The following is a 20,858-nucleotide window of genomic DNA, read 5'->3' as shown; positions in this document are numbered from 1 at the left end:
CCCTCGCTCTGTCAGTATTTTTGTATATTATAAGGATATCAGATAATAAGCATGTTCAAAATATAAAAATGATAGTATTCAACCTATTGAAAAAAGGAACCAGACTGGTTCCTTATAAAAATTACTACTCCTTTATATCCTTATTTATTTAACTCAATTCATTTTCTGTGCGATCATTGTAAGGCTGTCGGCAGAAACGGCCACTTCCTCAAATGCCTTCCCCATTTCATTTACCGAGTTGGCAAATGAGACAATTTCATGACTTATTTGGTTGTGTTTTAGCTTAGTTTCATCAAGGGTCGATAAGATTTGTTCAAAATAATCCTCGGTTTCTTCCATACCCTGATTTCCTTCTTTAACAGCCTCTCTGATTCTTTCTAGTGATTGTGTTAATTTTTCTACTTCGGAATTTGTGTTTGTAATTAAATTGGATACACTTGTCACAGAATTCTTTGTTTCCTCTGACAGCTTTCGTACTTCATCAGAAACCACCGCAAATCCTCGCCCGTGTTCACCCGCTCTTGCCGCTTCAATGGCTGCATTTATCGATAATAAATTGGTTTGATCTGCTACACTTGTCACAATATTAATGATATCTTGCATTTGATTCGATATGCTAAGCAAGGTTTGAACATCTTGGGATATATCATCCACTGAACTAGTGATATTGGACATATTATTACTTTGTTTGCCGAGTTGTTTTTTACCTGTATAGGCACGTTCTTCTGCTAACTTTGATAACTCTGTTCCAGTATTGGCGAGAATAATAATTTCTTGTGTCTGTATATTTAATTGCTGTAATGTAGCATTTGTTTCTTCAGAGATAGCCGCTAGGTTTTGTGATGATGAAATGACATTTTCCCTAATCTCGTCTTTTTCATCTTCAATCGCTTTTCTTAATCGATCTGTTTCGGCATCATAGGCTTCAAGCACAATCTGCTGTTCAAGATTTAACAGTTTAGAAACAGCCTTCATGGCTAAAAAGGAATCATCCCGGTTTGGGATATGTTCTTCAATAATGCTGGTTAATGAAAGGAATAAATCCTGAAATGCACACATATACCATTTGGTTTGCAGGCCTATTCCTACATGGACGTGGGCAATACGAATCCGTTTTTCAAAATAGGCCTGGTCAATAATTCCATCAAACATTTCAGATATATGTCTTTTAAGCGTGTGTTTAAGTCGATCAATTGTACTATTGTTTTTTATTATGTTGAATAATAATGGTTGATTTTCCAAGTTATGGTAAAATTGATCTACAATATGTTCAATATTTTCCAAGACATACGGCTGCAATGTGTTAATAATCCGCAAGTCATCTTTTGTTAGTGCAATCATTTTTATTTGTCTTGCAATGTCATGACTAAGGTTTATTTCAAGTTCAGCTTTCCCCTTTGTAAAGTCTGTTTTATCTTTTGCCTGTGATCTTTTAAAAAACAAAAAAATTCTCCTCCTAAAATAGTCCCCTTTTTTAACTAGGTTAATAATACCATAAAATAAAATTTTTTAGTCTATTTTAAATATTGAAATAGTGAAATGCTATTTTTATATAGAAAAAGAGCTTGGATTCCAAGCTCTTTTTCTAAGTTCATTTTTTATATAATGCTTCAGTATTATTTCCACCTGGGGGAACAATCGGAAATACATTTTCTTCTTCTGTAATATCGAATACCATTAAAAAAGGCTTGTTATGCTGAAAAGCCTTTTGAATAATGTTGGCTGCCTCTTGAAGACTAGTTGCTGCTGCCCCATCTATACCATAGGCTGCAGCAAGTGCTGTAAAGTTGGGTGAAGACATCTTCACGGATGAGTAGCGGCCATGATAAAACATTTCCTGCCATTGACGGACCATGCCTAAATAACTGTTTTTAAGAATGGCAATCTTGATTGGAAGCTGATATTGAGCAACTGTTAATAATTCCTGAAAATTCATTTGAAAACTTCCGTCACCACTAACAAGGATGACTTCTTTTCCCGTATTTGCCAGTGCGGCTCCAATAGCAGCAGGCAACCCATAGCCCATCGTTCCTAAGCCACCTGAAGTAATAAAAGTCCGTGGCTTGTGAAATTGATAATAATGGGAAGTCCATATTTGGTGCTGACCGACATCCGTTGCGACAACAGCATTGCTGTTAGAATAATAATCTAGCAATTCAATCACTTGCTGTGGTTTTAAGTTACCTTTGGAATCAGAATCTGAATAGCGCGGGACCTTTTTTTGCCATGAAGAGACTTCATTTACCCAGTCTTCAGTATTTCCTGGTACAACGAATGGATTAATTTGTTGTAAAAATTCCTTTATATCACCGACAATGGGAATATCGACTTTTATAATCTTGTTAATTTCCGCACTGTCAATGTCCACTTGTATTTTACGCGATCTAGGTGAAAAACCACTGATTTTGCCAGTAACGCGATCGCTGAATCGTAAACCTAGACAAATCAGCAGGTCACATCGATGTACAGCTCTATTTGCTGCAAATGTTCCGTGCATCCCGACCATACCTAAAAATAGCGGATGGGTACCTGGGAATGATCCTAATCCCATCATTGTACTGACAACAGGAATGTTCGCTTTTTCTGCTAATTCCTGAACTAATTTATCTGCGCCGGAAATACTAACCCCGCCGCCGATAAACAGGACGGGTTTCTGGGCGCTCATGACCTCGTTTTTTATCTGTTCCACTAGTTTAGTAGAAAATGTTCTTGGTAAATTGGTATCTTTTTTTTCTGTAAAATATTCTCTTGAGTAAGGGACAATCTTCATTAATAATTCTTCCTGCATTTCAATTAGGACGGGCCCGGGACGTCCTTCACCGGCAATCGTAAATGCCTTTTTGATAATATCTTGAAATTCATTTATATCATTTACATGAAAATGATACTTTACAATTGGTAATGTCATACCGAATGTATCGACAATCTGAGAATCGTCGCATAGCTTTTTAGCGGGTTGAATGGTAAGAATAACGAGCGGGACTGAATCCATTTGTGCGGTTGCAATACCAGTAATTGCATTGGTAATACCGCTTCCTGCAGGAATGACGGCTAATCCAATATTTCCGGTTGCCCTTGCATAGCCATCTGCAGCATGGACAATGGCCTGTTCGTGTTTCATGAATACCGTTTGAATCCTGTGTTCCTGTTGGAGGTATGAATAAAAGGGAGACAAGATCGAATCACAGGAGGAGAAAATGACTTCAACTTTTTCTCTCATAAAAGATTCATGAACTAAATCCATTGTATTTAATTCGGTTGGGATAACTTTTTCCATTGTTTTGATCATCACATTCACCTTTCTTTTTCTAAAAGTTACTAGACTATCGAGGATTTGTAAGTGATGATCATCACAAATATTCAAATTAACCATGTATTTTGATTTTTTAAACGAAAAAAGTAAAATTTACTAATATTTCGTTTTTTTCTGAATTCAATGTCCTTATGTATATCTTGTATATATATTACGCAATTTTTGACAAATAGTGTATGATAAGAGTATCAAGTTTGTGGTGATGGTGATAACCGATATCCATAAAATGATTATATTAAACAACTGGAGGTATTTATAAAAATGGATCTTTTCAAACAGGTTTTTACACTCGGTTTAGGTGCTGCAGTTGTAACAAAAGAACAAATTGAAAAAATGGTTGATACGCTTGTGCAAAAAGGCGAAGTAAACAGAAATGAATCAAAAGAACTTATCCAGCAATGGGTTGAAAAAGGCGAACAGGCTAAACAGGAATTAGATGATATTGTAAAAACAAGAGTCAATCAGGCTTTAATGAATTTAAATCTTGTCACAAAAGATGAATTTCACGAATTGGAGCGACGAATTCAGGCGCTTGAAAACAAAAATGTAAGTAAGGAAGAAAACTAATTACCTAAAATTCTCCCCCTTTGCCTAGCAAAGGGGGTTTTTATTAGAATAAAGATATATCTACACAATTTTCATAATAATTGTATTAATTAGAAAAAAATCCTGGTAAGATAAAAAGAAATGCTCTTGTATTATGAAAACGCTAATACGTTCTATATATGGTCATTTATGATCGGTTTAGTGGAAAATTTAAGAAGTGTAAGAGTAACCTTAGGGGGCTATATTCGGTCTTTTATATTCTTAAGGAAGTTCATAAGTGCCGTTCCAGGTTCTTCCTTTGCTGCTACAATTGGAATAATTCCCCTGTCCTTTAATATACTTTCTTTGATAGGATTCGGCTCAACTAATAAAATATAAGATTTTGGCCGTATGTGTTCATAGTTGGATTCTTTCCATTGTTTATGAAGTTTGTATAACATGTATCGAATATTGATATCTGACAAACTATAGCCAATAAATAATATGGATTTTTCAAGTGAATCTGAACGTAATTTGAGATCTAAGGGTGATTCAAAATCAAGTCGCTTAAAAAAACTTGATTCCGTAAGAACAAGTGATGAGTCGTCATCAAAGTCACCATGAAATTTAATAATTTGGGTTTTGTTCATTTTGATTCTAGCAATATCAGCTACATTCGTGATTTTAATATATTCTTTTTTATAAAATTCATATGCATTTTCCAGCCAACGGTCAAAGTTGGTTGTGTAAATCACTGGAAAATCCAACTCAATAATCAGCTTATATATTTCCGATTTCCCAATATCAATATTTGAATGATGCCATAACCGGTCCATCCAGCTTCTTAAGGCTCCTAGTGTTCCTTTTTGATTATAGTAATATTCAGCCATGATCAAAAAATCACCATTTCCCCAGGAGTTAAATTGTACCGGCTCAAAGCCTAAATTTTCAGCCATTTGGTTGATCAATTCAGAATAGACGGGTAATCCTAAATTTTTTGGAACACCAGATCCAACAAATAGGATAACGTTTTTATTCTTAATGGAATTGGCTAATTCCTGTATCATAGGATCCCTCCCTTACATTATGAATATGTGAATGACTATTACATCCTATGATTCTTATTTTCGTGAAAGACCTTTTCAATTAAACATCAGGTAATATTAAGGGGCATTATTCAATCGACAAACGCTGGTTCTAATGTTTTTATTGACGAATTCCTTCTTGTTTTGTCACCCTTGAAGGAATGTATGAAAGAAAGGAGAAATAGTAGATAAAGGAGGGATTTTTATTGAATACAAAAGCCGTTGCTCATTTGTTAGGAATCTCGACCAGTACTGTGCAAAGATGGGTAAAACAATTAAATTTAGAGATGAAAAGAAATGAGCTAGGCCATTTTATCTTTTCTGAAGAGGATATAGAGATATTAAAACAAGTGAAACAACAGTTGCAGGAAGGTGTACTTTTACAGGATATTTCCATTCAGCTACCGAAGCGTACGGGAATCGTAAAACAAACACAAGAAGATGAAGATATAGGTGAATTAGCACAAAGAGTTAAGAACCTAGAGAAAAGCCTTGATCAGAAGGCCGATGATGTAGTGTCCTATCAGATACTTCAGCATCGTCGTGAAATGGAAGAGCTTCAAGAACAAATTGCCCAGTTAACTGAGCGGATTACTTCACTTGAGAATGTAGTAAAAGAAAAAATTGAAATTGCTGCGAGCAGTGAAAGCGATGATCAGAAGCCTCGAAAAAAGAAAAGCTTTTTTAATTTAATTTTTGGGAGTTGAAAAATCAGCACATCTAAATGGTGCTGATTTTTTTTGTTACTATAAAAAAAGAGACTGCCTGACTGGCAGCCTCCTTCAAACTTTATTATTTCTTTACTTATTCTTTATCAGATTCATCATCTGGTTTTGTATAATCATATTTAGAACGATCAACCGGGGTAAAGGATTCTGGTTTATAGAATCGCAATAAATCACCGTTAACCACTTTATCTGATAGTGCTAATTTATGACGAACAATTTCCTGATTTTGTTTTGCCTCTTCCATTCGACTTTCATCAATTTCTAATCCTGTTGTTGAATCATAAAACTTATCATCAATTGAAGTAATGGTTGGACTTACAAACTCTCCGTTACGGAAAGGAATCAGTTCATCGTGATCTTCAGATAGAATGTCTGTACCTAGTTGTACATAATCCTTTGTATCAATACCAAGTAAGTGTAGAAGTGTTGGCATAATATCAATTTGACCACTGTACTCATGGTTGATTCCACCCTGCATTCCTGGCACACGAATAAAGAATGGTACACGTTGTAAGCCAGTGCTTTCAAAAGAATTAATCTCTTTACCTAATACCTGCTCCATCGCTTTATTATGGTTTTCAGAAATTCCATAATGATCTCCATACATGATGATAATGGAATTGTCATATAAACCAGATTCCTTTAGGTATGTGAAGAACTCCTGTAATGCTTCATCTGCATAACGTGCAGTCTGGAAATATGAGTCAACAGATTTATCACCTGTTGTATGTGGAGCAATTGTTGCCAGCTCCTCTTTAATTGGATATGGGTAATGGTTTGATACTGTGATAAATTTAGCCATGAATGGCTGCTGTAATGTTTCCAATAGTGGAATTGTTTCAGCAAAGAATGGCTTATCCATTAGACCATAATCTGCAAGATCTTCTTCTTTCATTTCATAATAACTTGAGTCAAAAAATTTCGTATAACCAAACGACTTATAAATCTCATTACGATTCCAGAACGTACCTGAGTTTGGATGGAATACGGCAGAAGTATAGCCCTGTTGGCCTAAAATAGCTGGCGTAGCCTGGTATGTGTTTAACCCTTTTGTTGTAAAGGCAGAACCCTGCGGTAATCCATATAATGAATTCTCAATCAAAAATTCAGCATCCGCTGTTTTTCCTTGTGCTGTTTGATGGAAAAAGTTATCAAAATACATAGTGTTTGGGTCATTTGTTAATGAGTTTAAAAACGGTGTTACCTCTTCCCCATTTAATTTGTAATTAATTAAAAAGTTCTGCATGGACTCTAGGTGGAAGAAAATAACATTCATTCCTTTACCGATACCGAATGTTGCTGGATTTGGTTCAGCATAATTAGATTGTGTAAAGTTAATTACTTCTGTAATATCACTACTGTCAGCTGTAACTCGTTGTGCAGAAGCCTTGGTACTTTGCACTGCGTCATAGGCAGTATAATTGTACATTCCTAAATACTTAACAATATAATTTCGGTCAAAGCCTCGAGTTAAAAGTTGTGGTCGATCTGCTTCAGCTAATGCTAAATTTAGGCATGAAATACCTAAAGCTAGGGAAATAATTGCTGCTACTTTGCGTCGACCAAAGTTTTTCATTTCGATTTTAGCCATTTTAAAAACAAGTAAACCAATTAACAAGATATTATCAACAAAGAACAATATATCGTATGGTCTCAATAGTGAAGTTACACTGCTGCTTACATCACCGAAATTTTGTGTTTGAAAGATAGTTGGCAATGTAATAAAGTCATTAAAAAAGCGATAATACAAGACGTTGGCATAGACTAGAAATGTCATTAGGAAATGGATAATCATTAACCAAATATACTTTCTACGACCTTTAAAAAGGGAAGCAAAGCTTAAAAACAATAAAGCTGAACCCAGTGGATTTAAGAACAATAAAAACTTTTGAATCCCATTTTCAATTCCTAAATCAAATTGTGTTAGTTGAATAAGGTATGTTTTGATCCAAAGGAACAATACTGTCATAAAGAAAAAGCCGATATACTTATTTAGAATACTTGTCCCCCTTAGGAATCCTTTATTCATTGTTACACCTACTTTCTAACAAACTATTATACACGAACTTCGTATATTTTAGTTAAAAAATAATCAAATCTAACATTCTATTATTTCATATCAAGAAAAAAATTTTTATACGTCTAGATGCAAATTTGCCTCTATGCAAATTTCCACGAGCAGAATGATTATCATTATACTTTATGACGCAAAAATGTCAAGTTCATAGTAAACAAAACACTTTTTTTAGTCAAGTATATTTCCTCCTATCACCATGGTATGACTTCAAAAAATGACATCAATTTCGACGATTGTCTATCATGTATATTCTAAGTATTTATTCAGCATAACAAGGGTTCCCCATTTATCTTTTCCCGTTTCTAATACAAATCTTTATTAAAAAATATCATGTATAAGGGTCAAGGCTGCATAGATATAAATGTAGCAGATCTAATCAGTTGCTGTGTCTTATATGTGCTTTAACGAAGCGTAAAAAATGAGTGATAAGAAAGGTGATAGGATGAAATCTAATTATGGGTGCCATTATCTTTTTCAAAATTCACAAGAAAACAGTATGACCTTTGAACAAGCATTCAATAGAATCATAAAATTTATGAATTTGGATACGAGCGGCAATTTCCGTTTAATGATCGGTACTGACTCGCAGGTGCATGATAAATATACAAGGTTTATTACAGGGATAGTCATCCTAAACGATGGCAAGGGTGCATGGGCTTGCATTCGAAAGGTTGTGATTCCGAGGAGAATGAAAATGCTCCATGAACGAATATCAAAGGAAACCACCTTGACCGAAGAAATTGTGTCGATGTTTACGGAAGATAGAAAAAATCAGATGATCGATATCGTCCTTCCTAATATCTACCGAGGTGCTTCTTTTACGATGGAGGGTCATCTGGATATTGGTGCTGGAAATAGGAATAAGACAAAAATATTTGTAGAAGAAATGGTCACAAGAATTGAATCAATGGGGATAAAACCTAAAATTAAACCAAATTCCTTTGTTGCTTCTTGCTATGCGAATCGCTTTACAAAATAATCGTTTTTTCATTTAGTCTTCTCTTTATGATCCGCCTAGGGCCTCTTCCCCAATTTGTGGGGAATTGATAAGCAGGACAGGCTTCTCCCCTCTTAAATTTCAGATTTAAATCATAAGCAGCGGAAAATACAATTCCCCCTACTTCTCCAAAAGAATATAATTACAACATGATGGATATCCTATCAAAAGGTGTCTTCATGTGAACAGCATATCGATAAGGGAACTAATTATATAGAAGGAACTCGTTTGTTTCCAAATCGATACGGGATTCGGAATTTCCTCAGTTAGTTTCTTTTTGGGGCTATTTATTCGTGGTATCTTCCAATCACTTTCTACTTCTCCTCATTCATTTACTAGTGCTAATGCATCACGATCGGCAATAATTGTCACATGCTGATGAAGTTTAAGTGCTGATGCAGGAAGCTGTTCACTTGGTTTTCCATTAATCAGCTTCTCCATGACACTTGCTTTAGACGTTCCTGAAGCAAGTAGTACGATTTCCTTGCATTCCAATATAGTAGCGATTCCCATCGTAATAGCATGTGTTGGTACTTCATCAATTGACGGAAAGAATTTTGCGTTAGAACTCCTCGTACTGTCTGTAAGTTTGATAATTCGAGTACGGCTATTGAAAGAACTACCTGGTTCATTAAATCCAATATGCCCATTATGTCCAATCCCAAGAAGCTGAATATCAATACCCCCAAGATTATCAATTTGCTTTTCATAATGCTCACATTCCTTAGTTAAATCTTTGGCCATTCCATTAGGAAGATGTGTTTGGGATTTTGGGATATCAATAGCATCGAATAAGTGTGACATCATATAGTAATGATAGCTGTTGAAATCAGATGGATGTAGACCGACGTATTCATCAAGATTGAATGTTGAGATATGTTGAAAGGTTAGTTGGTTACTTTGAAAATGATTAATAAGTTGTGCATAGACTCCTTTAGGTGTACTGCCAGTTGCAAGTCCTAATGTTCGTATTGCTTTAGAATTCATTCTTTTCATAATGTACTGAGCAGCAAAAACACTCATTTCATCATAATTCTCGGCTTTAATGATTTTCATCATGAATATTTCTCCTTTTTATCATTAGTTTGTCCTCCCCTTTTCATTCAACTCCGGATCATACCTGTTTAGCTTTTAAATGTTACTGTTAGTAATAAATTATTCGTACAAGACCTAAGATTGGTTGGACATTTTAAAAATATATACTTGATCATTCCAAATGTTAGATAAACAAGGTCATACTATAATGAAAGGAGGAATTCATATGCCTAAAAACCAACAGAATTCTGAGCAAATGCCGAGTTTGCCTGAGCATAATCCAATCAGAGAACGTTTGAAAAACAAGCATGGTGTTGACTTTAGCGGTGCTACAAGAAGACGATTAGCTCTGATGTATCAAGGACGCGAGTATAGGTAAAGTGAATTCAATTAAAATGATGAATATAAGCCTAAAACTTGGTCAAACTACATTTTGTGTTTAATTTTTACGTAAACGGGGGATCTGAATGAAAGAAATTCTACAGCAAGTAAAAGAGCAATTAGAACAAGCGTATGATCATCCTGAATCGTGTGATTTAGACCATTGTATCGTGCAGCTTCAATCTGCATTAAATCAATACGGAGATAAAGGTACGATGATTGAAAATGCTATTACTGCTTTAACACAAGCTAGAAACTCAAAGGTTGCACTAGAGAGTGCTGGTGATGTATCTTCATCCGCTGCCTTTGGGCAAGCATTTAATGCGTTGGAGCAAGCGATTGAATCCTATAGTTAATAATAAATGACTAAACCAGATATCAAGGGATCCCAATTTATAAGGGATTCCTTTTCTTTTTTATTGTCGTAATGATCTAAGATTTTTATAAAAATAGAAAATATTGGTTACTTTGTTTTGATAGGTTTAGTTCATCCTAATAGAGACAATGTTTTATTTTATTCTAGGAAGGTGCATAACTGATGGCACGAGCCAATTCGCAGCTTATTTTACAAACTGGAAATTTAGTCTTAGGCTTTATGGTTTGGGTGATATTATCGTCACTTATATCATTTATTAAAGTAGATATTGAAATAACGCCAAGTGAGTCAGCCATGATAACAGCTGTTCCTGTCATATTGGGGTCGATATTAAGGGTTCCCATAGGATATTGGACGAATCGATATGGAGCAAGGTGGGTATTCTTCATCAGTCTTTTGTTCTTAATTCTGCCGGTGTTTTATATCAGCGCAGCTGATTCTGTCGTTGATTTAATTGTTGGAGGGTTAGCATTAGGTCTTAGTGGAGCGATATTCTCTGTTGGTGTAACGGCACTGCCAAAATATTACCCAAAAGAAAAGCAAGGGTTTGTAAACGGTATATACGGTGCAGGAAATATTGGTACAGCCATTACTTCCTTTTCAGCACCTGTTTTAGCAAATACATTTGGATGGCGTAGAACTATTCAGTTCTATATCATACTACTTTTGGTATTTGCAGCATTAACGTTCCTTTTTGGTGACCGAAAAGAAAACCGAGTGAAAATTGCTCTTTCCGAGCAAATAAAAGAGGTCTATAAAAGCTATAAGCTATGGTTTATCTGTCTTTTTTATTTTATTACCTTTGGATCCTTTGTTGCATTTACCGTTTTTTTACCGTCCTTTCTTGTCAATCAATTTCAATTAACAAGCGTAGATGCAGGTATGCGTACAGCTGGATTTATCATTGTAGCTACCATCATGCGTCCGATTGGGGGATTACTGGCAGATAGGATTAATTCCTATATGATCTTAATCATTGTATTTAGTGGTATCACCTTCGGCGGGTTTATTCTTTCATTTAAGCCTTCCTTAACGATTTACACTATTGGCTGTATATTGATAGCATTTTGTGCAGGTGTTGGAAATGGTACCGTTTTTAAACTGGTTCCTTTATACTTTTCAAAACAGGCTGGCATTGTAAATGGAATTGTTGCCGCGATGGGAGGCCTTGGGGGCTTCTTCCCTCCATTGATTCTTACGACCTTGTTTGATTTAACCGGTCATTATGCGATTGGATTTATGGCACTTTCAGAATTTTCCCTTGCCAGTTTAGTGATTGTCATCGGACTGTATTATCAGGATAAGCTTACAGTGTCTGATCGAATTATTGAAGGAACAATTGAAGGAATAATGGTCACAGATTTAAAAGGAAGTATCCAAAGGGTGAATCCTGCCTTTAAAGCAGTTACAGGATTTGAGGAAGATGAAATCATAGGTAAGACACCTGCTGTTTTAAAATCAGGGAAGCATGAGCCCTCCTTCTATTCAAATATGTGGGAGCAAATAAAAAAGAATGGTTATTGGCAAGGAGAAATTTGGAACCGGAAAAAAAATAATAAAGAATATCTTCAGCTATTAACCATTACGATGATAAAGGATGAAAACGATAATCCAATCCATTATGTTGGAATGTTTAATGAAATACATCCGCAAAAGTAATACTAAACGAGGTATCCACATGGGTACCTTATTTCATGTTTACTTGTTTTATTTCATGACCATACTTAAGAATGTTCTAGCAAAAGGCTCCGTAAAAAAATAGGTTACTAATAAAGGAGGAAGTGTACGATGTCAGGTCCTTCATTACATAAATTAGATGCACATCGATCAATACACGATGGTGTTGTAACAGAAGGAAGAGATTTGCTTAATCTTCTTTTAAAGGTACGGCTTGAAAAGCAAAAGGATCATGAAAAACATGCCAGGATGACGGCAGAGGTACTGATTGAGCATTGGGAAACACGTTTGATAGCCCATGCTGATTCCGAAGAGGAAAAATTTTATGAAGAGAAAATAAAAGAGAAGCCCGAATTAGCTGTGCCGCTTACGATGTTAAAACGGGATCATGATCTCTTTCGCACAATTATTGATGAAATTAAGCAGTTGATGAATAAGGATACGATTACTGATGAAATGGTCGACTATTTTAAAGCAATTTATGTACTGGCAAAGATTCATAATCAACATGAAGAAGGCTATTTATTCGACAATCACTAAAAAAAGGAACCGCCTGCGGTTCCTTTTTTACGTATGATTATTTTTCAGCACCACGAACCTCTTTTCGTGGATTCATTTTCCGGTAAACAACATATTTCCTTGTTAAATATTCCAAAGGTAAACTCCAAACATGAACAAGGCGGGTAAACGGCCAAAGGGCAAATAGTATAAAGCCCGTAAAAATATGCAGCTTAAATCCAATTGGTGAAATTGCCATTAACTCGGGCATCGGCCTAAAGGTTAAGATACCTCTAAACCAAGGGCCGATGGCTGTTCGGTAGTCGAAATCTCCTCCTGTTGCGGTGTAACCAATTGTATTTGTAAAACCTAGTACAACCACAACACCAATCCAAAGTAATGTAATCAGGTCCTTTTTTGAACTATTCTTAGAAACACGTTTGTTTGTAACGCGGCGGATAGTTAGCAGCAATCCCCCAATAACAGTGGCTACTCCTGCCAATCCGCCAATCCAGACTGCACCAAAATGGTACATATGCTCATTAATGCCTATTACATCATAAAAACCCTTTGGAATTAATACACCTGCTACATGGCCGAAAAAGACAAACACGATTCCATAATGAAAAAGGATACTGCCCCACTTCAGTAATGAATCCTTCTGGATGAATTCACTTGACTTTGCTGACCAGCCAAATTGATCGGTGTTGTACCGATAGATATGCCCTAATACAAATACCGTAAGTGTTAAATACGGGAATACGACCCATAAAAAGACGTCCATCAACGTTAACGTAATCAATTGGTTTCCCTCCGGCAAGGATTAACCAACATTGTGGTTAATCCTTTTTTCTTTTCTTGGCAATAGGTTTTCGATTGTCCTTAAGCTTGCATTTACTAAATAAGCATATGGATTTTTGTGCTTATGCAGCTCTTTGGATAAGGTTTCGATTGCTTTAAGATGAATAGCAAGGACCTTTCTCGCGTGCTTCAATTCAGCTATTGAAGCAAAGTCGAGAATAAGCGGCAAATAGTCAGGTAATTCATTTTCCTTAATATAAAAGCCTGCCTTCGCAAATTCCATTTTTAATTTTACAAATGCCGGCCCTCTTTCCCGGTTATCACCAAAAATCCCATAGGTTAAATAAAGTGTCGTATTATCGGTAAGGTCAAACCATCTCACATAGTTTTCCGCAAGATCCTCCCAACCCGTTGCCCGAACATAATCCCAAAAGGAGAGGAACGAGCTTCTTATCTCATCCTCTTCAATTGATCTGATTAATTCATCCATTTCATCACTACAGACCCATTCTTTGTCAGGGTAGCGAAGCATAATGGAACATAGCTTAAAAGTCAACTGATAATTTTCCATCCATTGTTCCACCTAGATCACTCCAATACCGTTCACTAAAAGCATAAATCTCATCCTCTTCATGCTGCTCCGGGCTCACGCTGCAGCTATTACAGCCTTCATTGAATGAATAGCCTGTTGACCCTTGTGCTTCATACATATTTCCAGCCTTTTCACGATGTGATTTCGGGATGACATAGCGGTCATCATATTTTGCTATCGCTGATAGCTCGTACAACTCAATGGCTGATTCGCGGGTTAGACCGGAATTTTGAAGAAGCTGCTCATCATAGGATTTGCCTAGATTATGGCTTCTCATAAATGTTCTCATCGCTACCATTTTTTTTAGGACACGCTTAATGACATCTGTATCACCGGCGGTCATAAGGTTTGCTAAGTATTGAATCGGTATTCTAAATTGATCAATTGTTGGAAAAACAATAGCTGGATCAATTGTGTCTATTTCTCCGCCAAATTGATTGATAATCGGTGAAAGTGGTGGTACATACCAAACCATCGGCATCGTACGGTACTCAGGGTGTAACGGCAGCGCTACTTTGTGTTCGATAGCTAGCTTATACACAGGTGACTCTTGTGCTGCTTCAATCCAATCCTCAGGAATACCGTCTCGTTTGGCCTGCTTAATGACTTCCGGGTCATTAGGATCAAGGAAAAGCCCCAGCTGTGCATCATATAAATCCTGCTCATTTTCAACAGATGCCGCCTCTGCTACCCGATCAACATCATAGAGAACGATACCGATATAACGAAGACGTCCAACACATGTTTCAGAACACACCGTCGGCTGGCCATTTTCTATTCTTGGGAAACAGAAGGTACATTTCTCGGCCTTATTCGTTTTCCAATTGAAATAAACCTTTTTATAAGGACAGCCGCTCATACAAAAACGCCAGCTCCTGCATGCATCCTGATCCGCGAGTACAATTCCATCTTCATCCCGTTTGTATATCGCCCCAGACGGACAAGACGATACACAGGGTGGATTCATGCAATGCTCGCAAATCCGAGGCAAATACATCATAAATGCTTGATCAAAATCTTTTATTACCTGGGCATCAACATTATTCATATTGGGGTCCCGTTTTCCAGTTTCATAGACACCCGCAAGGTCATCCTCCCAGTTTGGTCCCCAGTCCAAGTCCATGAATTCTCCTGTTAATAAGGATTTTGGGCGGGCGACTGGCTGGTGCTTCTTTTTTGGACTGTTGATCAAATGTTCATAGTTATATGTCCATGGCTCATAGTAATCATCAATCTTTGTCAGATTTGGATTATAAAAGATATTAAGGAGCTTATTTAAGCGGCCACCTGCTTTTAACTCAATTTTCCCGTTTCTCAGCTCCCAACCGCCCTTGTGGGTTTCTTGATTTTCCCATTCTTTTGGATAACCTATTCCAGGTTTTGTTTCAACATTGTTCCACCACATATACTCTGCACCAGCGCGGTTTGTCCATGTGTTATTACAAGTTACACTGCAGGTATGGCAGCCGATACATTTGTCCAAATTCATAACCATGCCGAATTGCGCTTTAATCCTCAAGCCAATCCACCTCGCTTCGTTCTAATTTTCTAATCATCACCTGCTCATCCCGTTGATTACCAGTTGGTCCGTAATAGTTAAATCCATAGCTCAGCTGGGCGTAGCCCCCGATTAAATGGGTCGGTTTCATTGTAAGACAGGTCGGACTATTGAAGGTCCCCCCTCTCTCCTTTGTAATGGTGGAGCCTGGTACATTGATTAAACGGTCTTGAACATGATACATATACGAAATTCCTTTTGGCATCCGGTGGCTGACAACAGCGCGGGCTACTGTTACTCCATTGCGATTATAGATTTCAAGCCAGTCATTATCCGAAATACCAACGGACTGTGCATCCTCATTATTCAGCCAAATCGTTGTGCCACCGCGGAATAACGTTAACATTGGCAAGGTATCAAAATATGTGCTGTGATATGACCATTTAAAATGCGGGGTTAAATAACGAAGCCGAATTTCCTGTTTATTCGTCTCAGGCTTCCCATCTTTATCATAAAAAGCCATACGTTTGATCGGACCTTTAAAGACAGGCAGGGCTTCCCCGTATTCAAACATCATTTCATGATCTAGATAAAAATGCTGTCTTCCCGTTAATGTTCTAAATGGAACCAAATATTCTCGGTTAATAACAAACGGTGCATATCTTCTATTACCTGTTTCAATACCGCTATAAACCGGCGAAGTGATAACCTTCCTGGGCTGTGCAGAAATTTCGTCAAAGGAAATATGCTCTTCCGCCCGTTCTTGTGATAAGTGACTAAGCTTCTGGCTTGTACGATTTTCTAGTCCAACCCATGCTTTTTGATTAACAGAGCCGTTTGTTGTACTTGATAACGTTAAGATCGCTTCCGCTACATTTCTGTCAAATGATAAATCAGGACAATCGCTATATTGAGCAGAATCCTTCGCCGTACCCAATATGTCTTTTAATTCCTCATATTCTTCTTTCACATCCCAGCTTATTCCTTTGGCCCCGATGTTTTCTTTCACGTTGGTTCCGAGCGCGACATATTTATCAAATATTTTTGTGTAATCTCTTTCGACAACAAGAACTCGCGGGAAATTATGCCCAGGGACAGGATCTGACCCATCCTGCTTCCAATCTGGTACCAATCCGAACTTCTGAGAAATTTCATCTCTTGAGTCATGTAGAAGCGCATTTGTGACAATATCCTTTACCGGATCTGGAAAATATTGCTTTGCCATTTCACTGAAGGTGTGGGCTAATTTTTTGAAAATTGTCCAATCTGTCCGGCTTTCCCACGGTGGTGTTATTGCCGGATTAAATGGATGAATAAATGGATGTGTGTCAGAAGAACTAATATCATATTTTTCATACCAAGTTGCTGCAGGAAGAATAATATCAGAATACATGCCCGTTCCGGACATACGAAAATTCAAATCAATTAAGAGATCGAGTTTTCCTTCATCAGGAATTGGGATATTTTCATTCACTTCTGTACATCCAAGATCTTTATAAGGCTCAGCCAGTACACCATTATGTGTTCCAAGCATGTATTTTAGGAAATATTCATGACCCTTCGCGGAACTCCCGATTAAATTAGCTCTCCAAACAAAGAGTGTCCGTGGGAAATTGACCGGATGACTCGGTTCCTCAACAGAAAATTTTAATGCGCCAGTTTTAACCTGATTGACCACATAGCTAACAGCTTCATCATTATTTTGAGCATTTGCCTGGTCATACAGTTTTAATGAGTTTGCATTAAACTGAGGATAGGCAGCTACCCAACCAAGTCTGACTGCTAACGCATTATAGTCGGCCATATTGTTATAACGCGGCTTTTCATATAATGGTGAAAGATGTTCGGCAGGCCGCTGATCGTCATACCGCCACTGCTCTGTTACAAAGTAGAAGAAAGAGGTGGCATTTTGCAAACGCGGCGGTCCTCCCCAGTCACGAGCCATGGCGATCGTCTGCCATCCTTCAAGCGGACGTACCTTCTCCTGCCCTACATAATGGGCCCAGCCCCCTCCGTTTACACCTTCACAGCCTGTAAGGAGAACCATATTTAGAATGGCACGATAAATGGCATCTGAATGATACCAGTGGTTTATACCAGCCCCCATAATAATCATGGATCTTCCGCCCGAATCAATGGCATTTTGAGCAAATTCACGGGCTATTTGAGCACATACCTTCCGATCAATGCCGCTAATACTTTCCTGCCACGCTGGGGTATGTGGTTTAGGGTCATCATAATCCTGTGGATAATCGCCGGGTAAGTCTCCGCGCTTCACACCAGCCTGCGCCATTAATACATCGAATACCGTCGTTACATAGATAGTTTCACCGTTCTGCTCGAGCTTTTTAATTGGTACTCCGCGCTTTAGGATTTCATTATTTTCCGTACCAAAATAAGGTAAGTATAAAATACCTGTTTCATCCTCTATGCCGAGTAAGGTTAAAGCAGGATCTAAGTCCTGTAAACCATTATCAGAATCCTTCATTTCCAGATTCCATTCACCTTTATTTTCCCAGCGATGGCCGATACTGCCGTTAGGTGCAGAGAGTTTACCTGACTTTTTATCATAAATAATGGTTTTCCAATCTTTATATTCCAGCTCCATCCCTAAATCAGTGGCACGCAAGAAACGACCAGCATTAAAATGATCCCCGTCCTTCTTTAATGTTATTAGATATGGAAGGTCTGTGTATTGTTTAACATATTCCTCAAAAAATGGGGTTTGCTGTTCAACGTAAAATTCCTTTAAAATGACATGAGTCATTCCCATCGCCAGTGCGCCATCCATCCCTGCCTGTACCGGTAGCCAATGATCAGCAAATTTTACATATTCTGCATAATCAGGTGCTACACAGACTACCTTTGTCCCTTTATAGCGAACCTCTGTAAGGAAATGAGCATCTGGTGTTCGGGTTTGCGGTACGTTTGACCCCCAAACGAGTAAATAAGAGGAGTTAAACCAATCAGATGTTTCCGGAACATCTGTTTGTTCGCCCCAAACCTGTGGCGAAGAAGGTGGTAAATCTGCATACCAATCATAGAAACTAAGCATCGTTCCGCCAAGTAGGTTGATAAACCGTGAACCGCTTGCGTGACTGACCATCGACATAGCTGGGATCGGCGAAAAGCCGGCTATCCGATCTGGGCCATATTCCTGAAGGGTATAAATTAATTGAGCACAAATGAGCTCATATACTTCATCCCATGTTGAACGGACAAATCCGCCCTTTCCTCTTGCACTCTTATATGCTGTTCGCTTCTCCGGATCATCAATGATCGATTTCCAGGCTTGAACGGGATCATCCATTTTATTTCGTGCTTCCTTCCAAATCCGAATCAAATCCCCTCTAACATAAGGATATCTGACACGAAGCGGGCTATATGTGTACCAGGAGAATGTAGCCCCCCGTTGACATCCGCGCGGTTCATATTCCGGCATATCAGGACCTGTTGTAGGGTAATCTGTTTGCTGTGTTTCCCATGTGATGATTCCATCTTTTACATGGATTTTCCAACTGCATGACCCGGTACAATTTACCCCATGTGTAGAGCGAACGACTTTATCGTGCTGCCACCGATTACGGTAGTATTTTTCCATTTCCCGGTCTGCTCCCTGAAGAACACTGTGTTCGGCTAAGTCCTGCGTTTTGCCAAAGTACGTCAGCTTTTTCAGTAAAGGCGAGATTTTTTTTCGCATCATCTTGCTCCCTTCATGGTGGAATTTTCCTATCCTTGCTTATCTTTCACGCTTTGTGATTTATTATGTAAAAAGATTGAGAAATAATGACAATAATTATGCTTTGTTGGATAAAAAAAAAGCTCCCTTTTGAAAAGGGAACTACTTCTTTATACTTATTTGTTTGAAACAGGTGTTACTTCATATTCTAATGGTTCATTTTTTAAAAATCTGATTATATTTTGGATGGTTAAACTTCCAATTTTTTCAATAGATTCATAGGTTGACCCGCCAATATGGGAGGTGGCTACAACATTAGGCAGCAGGGCCAATTCATTTGTTGGCGGCTCTGTTTCAAAGACATCCAATGCCGCACCTTTAATTTTTCGCTGTTTCAATGTCTTGATAAGATCATTTTCATTGATGAGTGCGCCACGTGAAATATTAATAATAAAGGCGGTTGGCTTCATTCTGTTTAACAGTTCTTTGTTAACCATTTTGCGGTTCTTTTCAGTTACTGAGGTGCTAATAATGACGTAATCGGAGGTTGAAAAAAGCTCTTCTTTATCAACAAAGGTAACATTCCACTTTTCAGCTGTATCGTAGTCCTTGTAATTTCCAAATGCTATGGTTTCCATATTGAAGCCAAATGCTCGTCTTGCAATGGCTTTTCCGATTGAACCGAACCCGACAATGCCAAGTCTTTTACCATAAATTTCATGACCAACAGACAGTTCCCAATGGCTGGATTTGATTTCATTATCCTTTTGCGGAATGTTTCTTGACGCTGACAGCATCAAACCAAAGGCATGATCGGCAACGGATTCTGCATTGAGTCCAGGTGCATTTGTAACAGGAATGCCTTTTTGAAAGGCATATTTAACATCAATATTATCATAGCCGGCACCAAATTTAATGATATATTTCAAATGGGATGCTGCATCCATCACTTCCTGGTCAATGTTAACGATTGCTACAACAATGATGTCTACATCCCTTACTTCTTGTAAAAGCTCTGATTTACTGATTCCATTATCTGTATATAATACCTTGACATCATCTGCCACCTTTTTTGCATCTTCAATTAGCTTTGGATAGGCAGTAACAAATGGATCGCGAATCATAAATAATATTTTCATAAATCTCCCCCATTTTCTTCTTTCTATTACCGATATTTCTTATCGAAAAAACATAATTTCATTGTAACCCAGATGGGATTTATTAGCTTTAGTTTATTAAAGGACAATTCCTCTGTCATGAAAAATGGCTGACGATTATCGTCAGCCATTTCAAATAGATATGTTAGGATTTTCCGGATTTTCGTTTGTTACGCTGCCAATTAATGATTTCGTCTCTTACGCCACCATCCGACAGTTCCTCAGAAAATTCATGATTTTGTTTGTTGTTTCCAACCAGGTTGGAGGTGCGAATCGAACTTGATGTCAAATTATTATTTGGTGCACTTTGTTCATTCCAATCACTCATGATGTTCAACCCCTTTTCCCCTTACTATTACCGTTTGTGAGTGATTTATACTCAGTTGAAACACTTCAGTAAAATGAAAAGGAGGAAATGGAAAATAGATTGAAACTTTTC

18 protein-coding genes are annotated in these 20,858 nt (G+C 37.6%); 7 read left to right on the top strand and 11 right to left on the bottom strand.

Going from position 1 to position 20,858, the window contains the following annotated elements; translation table 11 throughout:
- Positions 1-153: 153 nt before the first annotated feature.
- On the bottom strand, positions 154-1,443 hold the full coding sequence (locus ACHUFV_RS03505; RefSeq protein ID WP_394232221.1) for a globin-coupled sensor protein: 1,290 nt from the start codon (positions 1,441-1,443) through the stop codon (positions 154-156).
- Positions 1,444-1,591: 148 nt separating this feature from the next.
- Positions 1,592-3,277, bottom strand: coding sequence for a biosynthetic-type acetolactate synthase large subunit (ilvB, locus tag ACHUFV_RS03500; protein WP_394232220.1), 1,686 nt, complete (start codon positions 3,275-3,277; stop codon positions 1,592-1,594).
- Between the two features lie 297 nt (positions 3,278-3,574).
- Here ilvB and ACHUFV_RS03495 point away from each other — a divergent pair, with 297 nt between their 5' ends.
- Positions 3,575-3,880: a phasin family protein gene (locus ACHUFV_RS03495; RefSeq protein ID WP_394232219.1), complete on the top strand. Its 306-nt coding sequence runs from the start codon at positions 3,575-3,577 to the stop codon at positions 3,878-3,880.
- Between the two features lie 218 nt (positions 3,881-4,098).
- Here ACHUFV_RS03495 and ACHUFV_RS03490 read toward each other — a convergent pair whose 3' ends face one another.
- Positions 4,099-4,905, bottom strand: coding sequence for an SIR2 family protein (locus ACHUFV_RS03490; RefSeq protein ID WP_394232218.1), 807 nt, complete (start codon positions 4,903-4,905; stop codon positions 4,099-4,101).
- 224 nt (positions 4,906-5,129) lie between these two features.
- On the opposite strand from ACHUFV_RS03490, the gene ACHUFV_RS03485 reads away from it, so the two are divergent.
- Entirely contained in the window at positions 5,130-5,630 is a 501-nt protein-coding gene (locus ACHUFV_RS03485; RefSeq protein WP_394232217.1) for a MerR family transcriptional regulator, read from the top strand.
- A gap of 97 nt (positions 5,631-5,727) precedes the next feature.
- Here the strand turns inward: ACHUFV_RS03485 and ltaS are convergent, their stop codons facing one another.
- The gene (ltaS, locus tag ACHUFV_RS03480) at positions 5,728-7,680 is read right to left on the bottom strand and encodes a lipoteichoic acid synthase (protein ID WP_394232216.1); all 1,953 of its coding nucleotides are present in this window, start codon (positions 7,678-7,680) and stop codon (positions 5,728-5,730) included.
- A gap of 466 nt (positions 7,681-8,146) precedes the next feature.
- On the opposite strand from ltaS, the gene ACHUFV_RS03475 reads away from it, so the two are divergent.
- On the top strand, positions 8,147-8,707 hold the full coding sequence (locus ACHUFV_RS03475) for a ribonuclease H-like YkuK family protein (protein WP_394232215.1): 561 nt from the start codon (positions 8,147-8,149) through the stop codon (positions 8,705-8,707).
- A 342-nt stretch (positions 8,708-9,049) separates the two neighbouring features.
- Here the strand turns inward: ACHUFV_RS03475 and nagB are convergent, their stop codons facing one another.
- Positions 9,050-9,781: a glucosamine-6-phosphate deaminase gene (gene nagB / locus ACHUFV_RS03470; protein WP_394233364.1), complete on the bottom strand. Its 732-nt coding sequence runs from the start codon at positions 9,779-9,781 to the stop codon at positions 9,050-9,052.
- A gap of 205 nt (positions 9,782-9,986) precedes the next feature.
- Between nagB and ACHUFV_RS03465 the strand changes: the two genes are divergently transcribed.
- The 4 genes from ACHUFV_RS03465 to ACHUFV_RS03450 all read left to right on the top strand — a co-directional run bounded on the left by ACHUFV_RS03465 (position 9,987) and on the right by ACHUFV_RS03450 (position 12,734).
- Positions 9,987-10,139 carry a hypothetical protein gene (locus tag ACHUFV_RS03465; protein WP_394232214.1) on the top strand — a complete coding sequence of 51 codons (153 nt, stop codon included), beginning with the start codon at positions 9,987-9,989 and terminating at the stop codon, positions 10,137-10,139.
- Positions 10,140-10,227: 88 nt separating this feature from the next.
- Complete coding sequence (locus ACHUFV_RS03460) at positions 10,228-10,497, top strand: hypothetical protein (RefSeq protein ID WP_394232213.1); 270 nt, start codon at positions 10,228-10,230, stop codon at positions 10,495-10,497.
- A gap of 182 nt (positions 10,498-10,679) precedes the next feature.
- Positions 10,680-12,176: an MFS transporter gene (locus ACHUFV_RS03455; RefSeq protein ID WP_394232212.1), complete on the top strand. Its 1,497-nt coding sequence runs from the start codon at positions 10,680-10,682 to the stop codon at positions 12,174-12,176.
- A 129-nt stretch (positions 12,177-12,305) separates the two neighbouring features.
- Entirely contained in the window at positions 12,306-12,734 is a 429-nt protein-coding gene (locus tag ACHUFV_RS03450; RefSeq protein ID WP_394232211.1) for a hemerythrin domain-containing protein, read from the top strand.
- Positions 12,735-12,771: 37 nt separating this feature from the next.
- Here the strand turns inward: ACHUFV_RS03450 and narI are convergent, their stop codons facing one another.
- From narI to ACHUFV_RS03420, 6 genes are all read right to left on the bottom strand, one after another.
- A complete protein-coding gene (gene narI / locus ACHUFV_RS03445; protein WP_394233362.1) occupies positions 12,772-13,476 on the bottom strand; it encodes a respiratory nitrate reductase subunit gamma in 705 nt (234 codons plus the stop codon).
- A 39-nt stretch (positions 13,477-13,515) separates the two neighbouring features.
- Positions 13,516-14,064 carry a nitrate reductase molybdenum cofactor assembly chaperone gene (gene narJ, locus ACHUFV_RS03440; RefSeq protein ID WP_394232210.1) on the bottom strand — a complete coding sequence of 183 codons (549 nt, stop codon included), beginning with the start codon at positions 14,062-14,064 and terminating at the stop codon, positions 13,516-13,518.
- The gene (gene narH, locus ACHUFV_RS03435; RefSeq protein ID WP_394232209.1) at positions 14,039-15,604 is read right to left on the bottom strand and encodes a nitrate reductase subunit beta; all 1,566 of its coding nucleotides are present in this window, start codon (positions 15,602-15,604) and stop codon (positions 14,039-14,041) included. Before narH ends, narJ begins: the two co-directional genes overlap by 26 nt.
- Positions 15,594-19,283: a nitrate reductase subunit alpha gene (locus ACHUFV_RS03430; protein ID WP_394232208.1), complete on the bottom strand. Its 3,690-nt coding sequence runs from the start codon at positions 19,281-19,283 to the stop codon at positions 15,594-15,596. The genes narH and ACHUFV_RS03430 overlap by 11 nt, the downstream gene beginning before the upstream one ends.
- 155 nt (positions 19,284-19,438) lie before the next feature.
- The gene (locus ACHUFV_RS03425) at positions 19,439-20,401 is read right to left on the bottom strand and encodes a phosphoglycerate dehydrogenase (protein WP_394232207.1); all 963 of its coding nucleotides are present in this window, start codon (positions 20,399-20,401) and stop codon (positions 19,439-19,441) included.
- Between the two features lie 163 nt (positions 20,402-20,564).
- Positions 20,565-20,747 (bottom strand): hypothetical protein, encoded by a 183-nt coding sequence (locus ACHUFV_RS03420; RefSeq protein ID WP_394232206.1) that lies wholly within the window; start codon positions 20,745-20,747, stop codon positions 20,565-20,567.
- Positions 20,748-20,858 lie beyond the last annotated feature (111 nt).

This window comes from Niallia oryzisoli, from assembly GCF_043641075.1.
Classification (GTDB): Bacteria; Bacillota; Bacilli; order Bacillales; family Cytobacillaceae; genus Bacillus_BD; species Bacillus_BD oryzisoli_A.
This window is presented reverse-complemented; position numbering and strand designations above follow the sequence as displayed.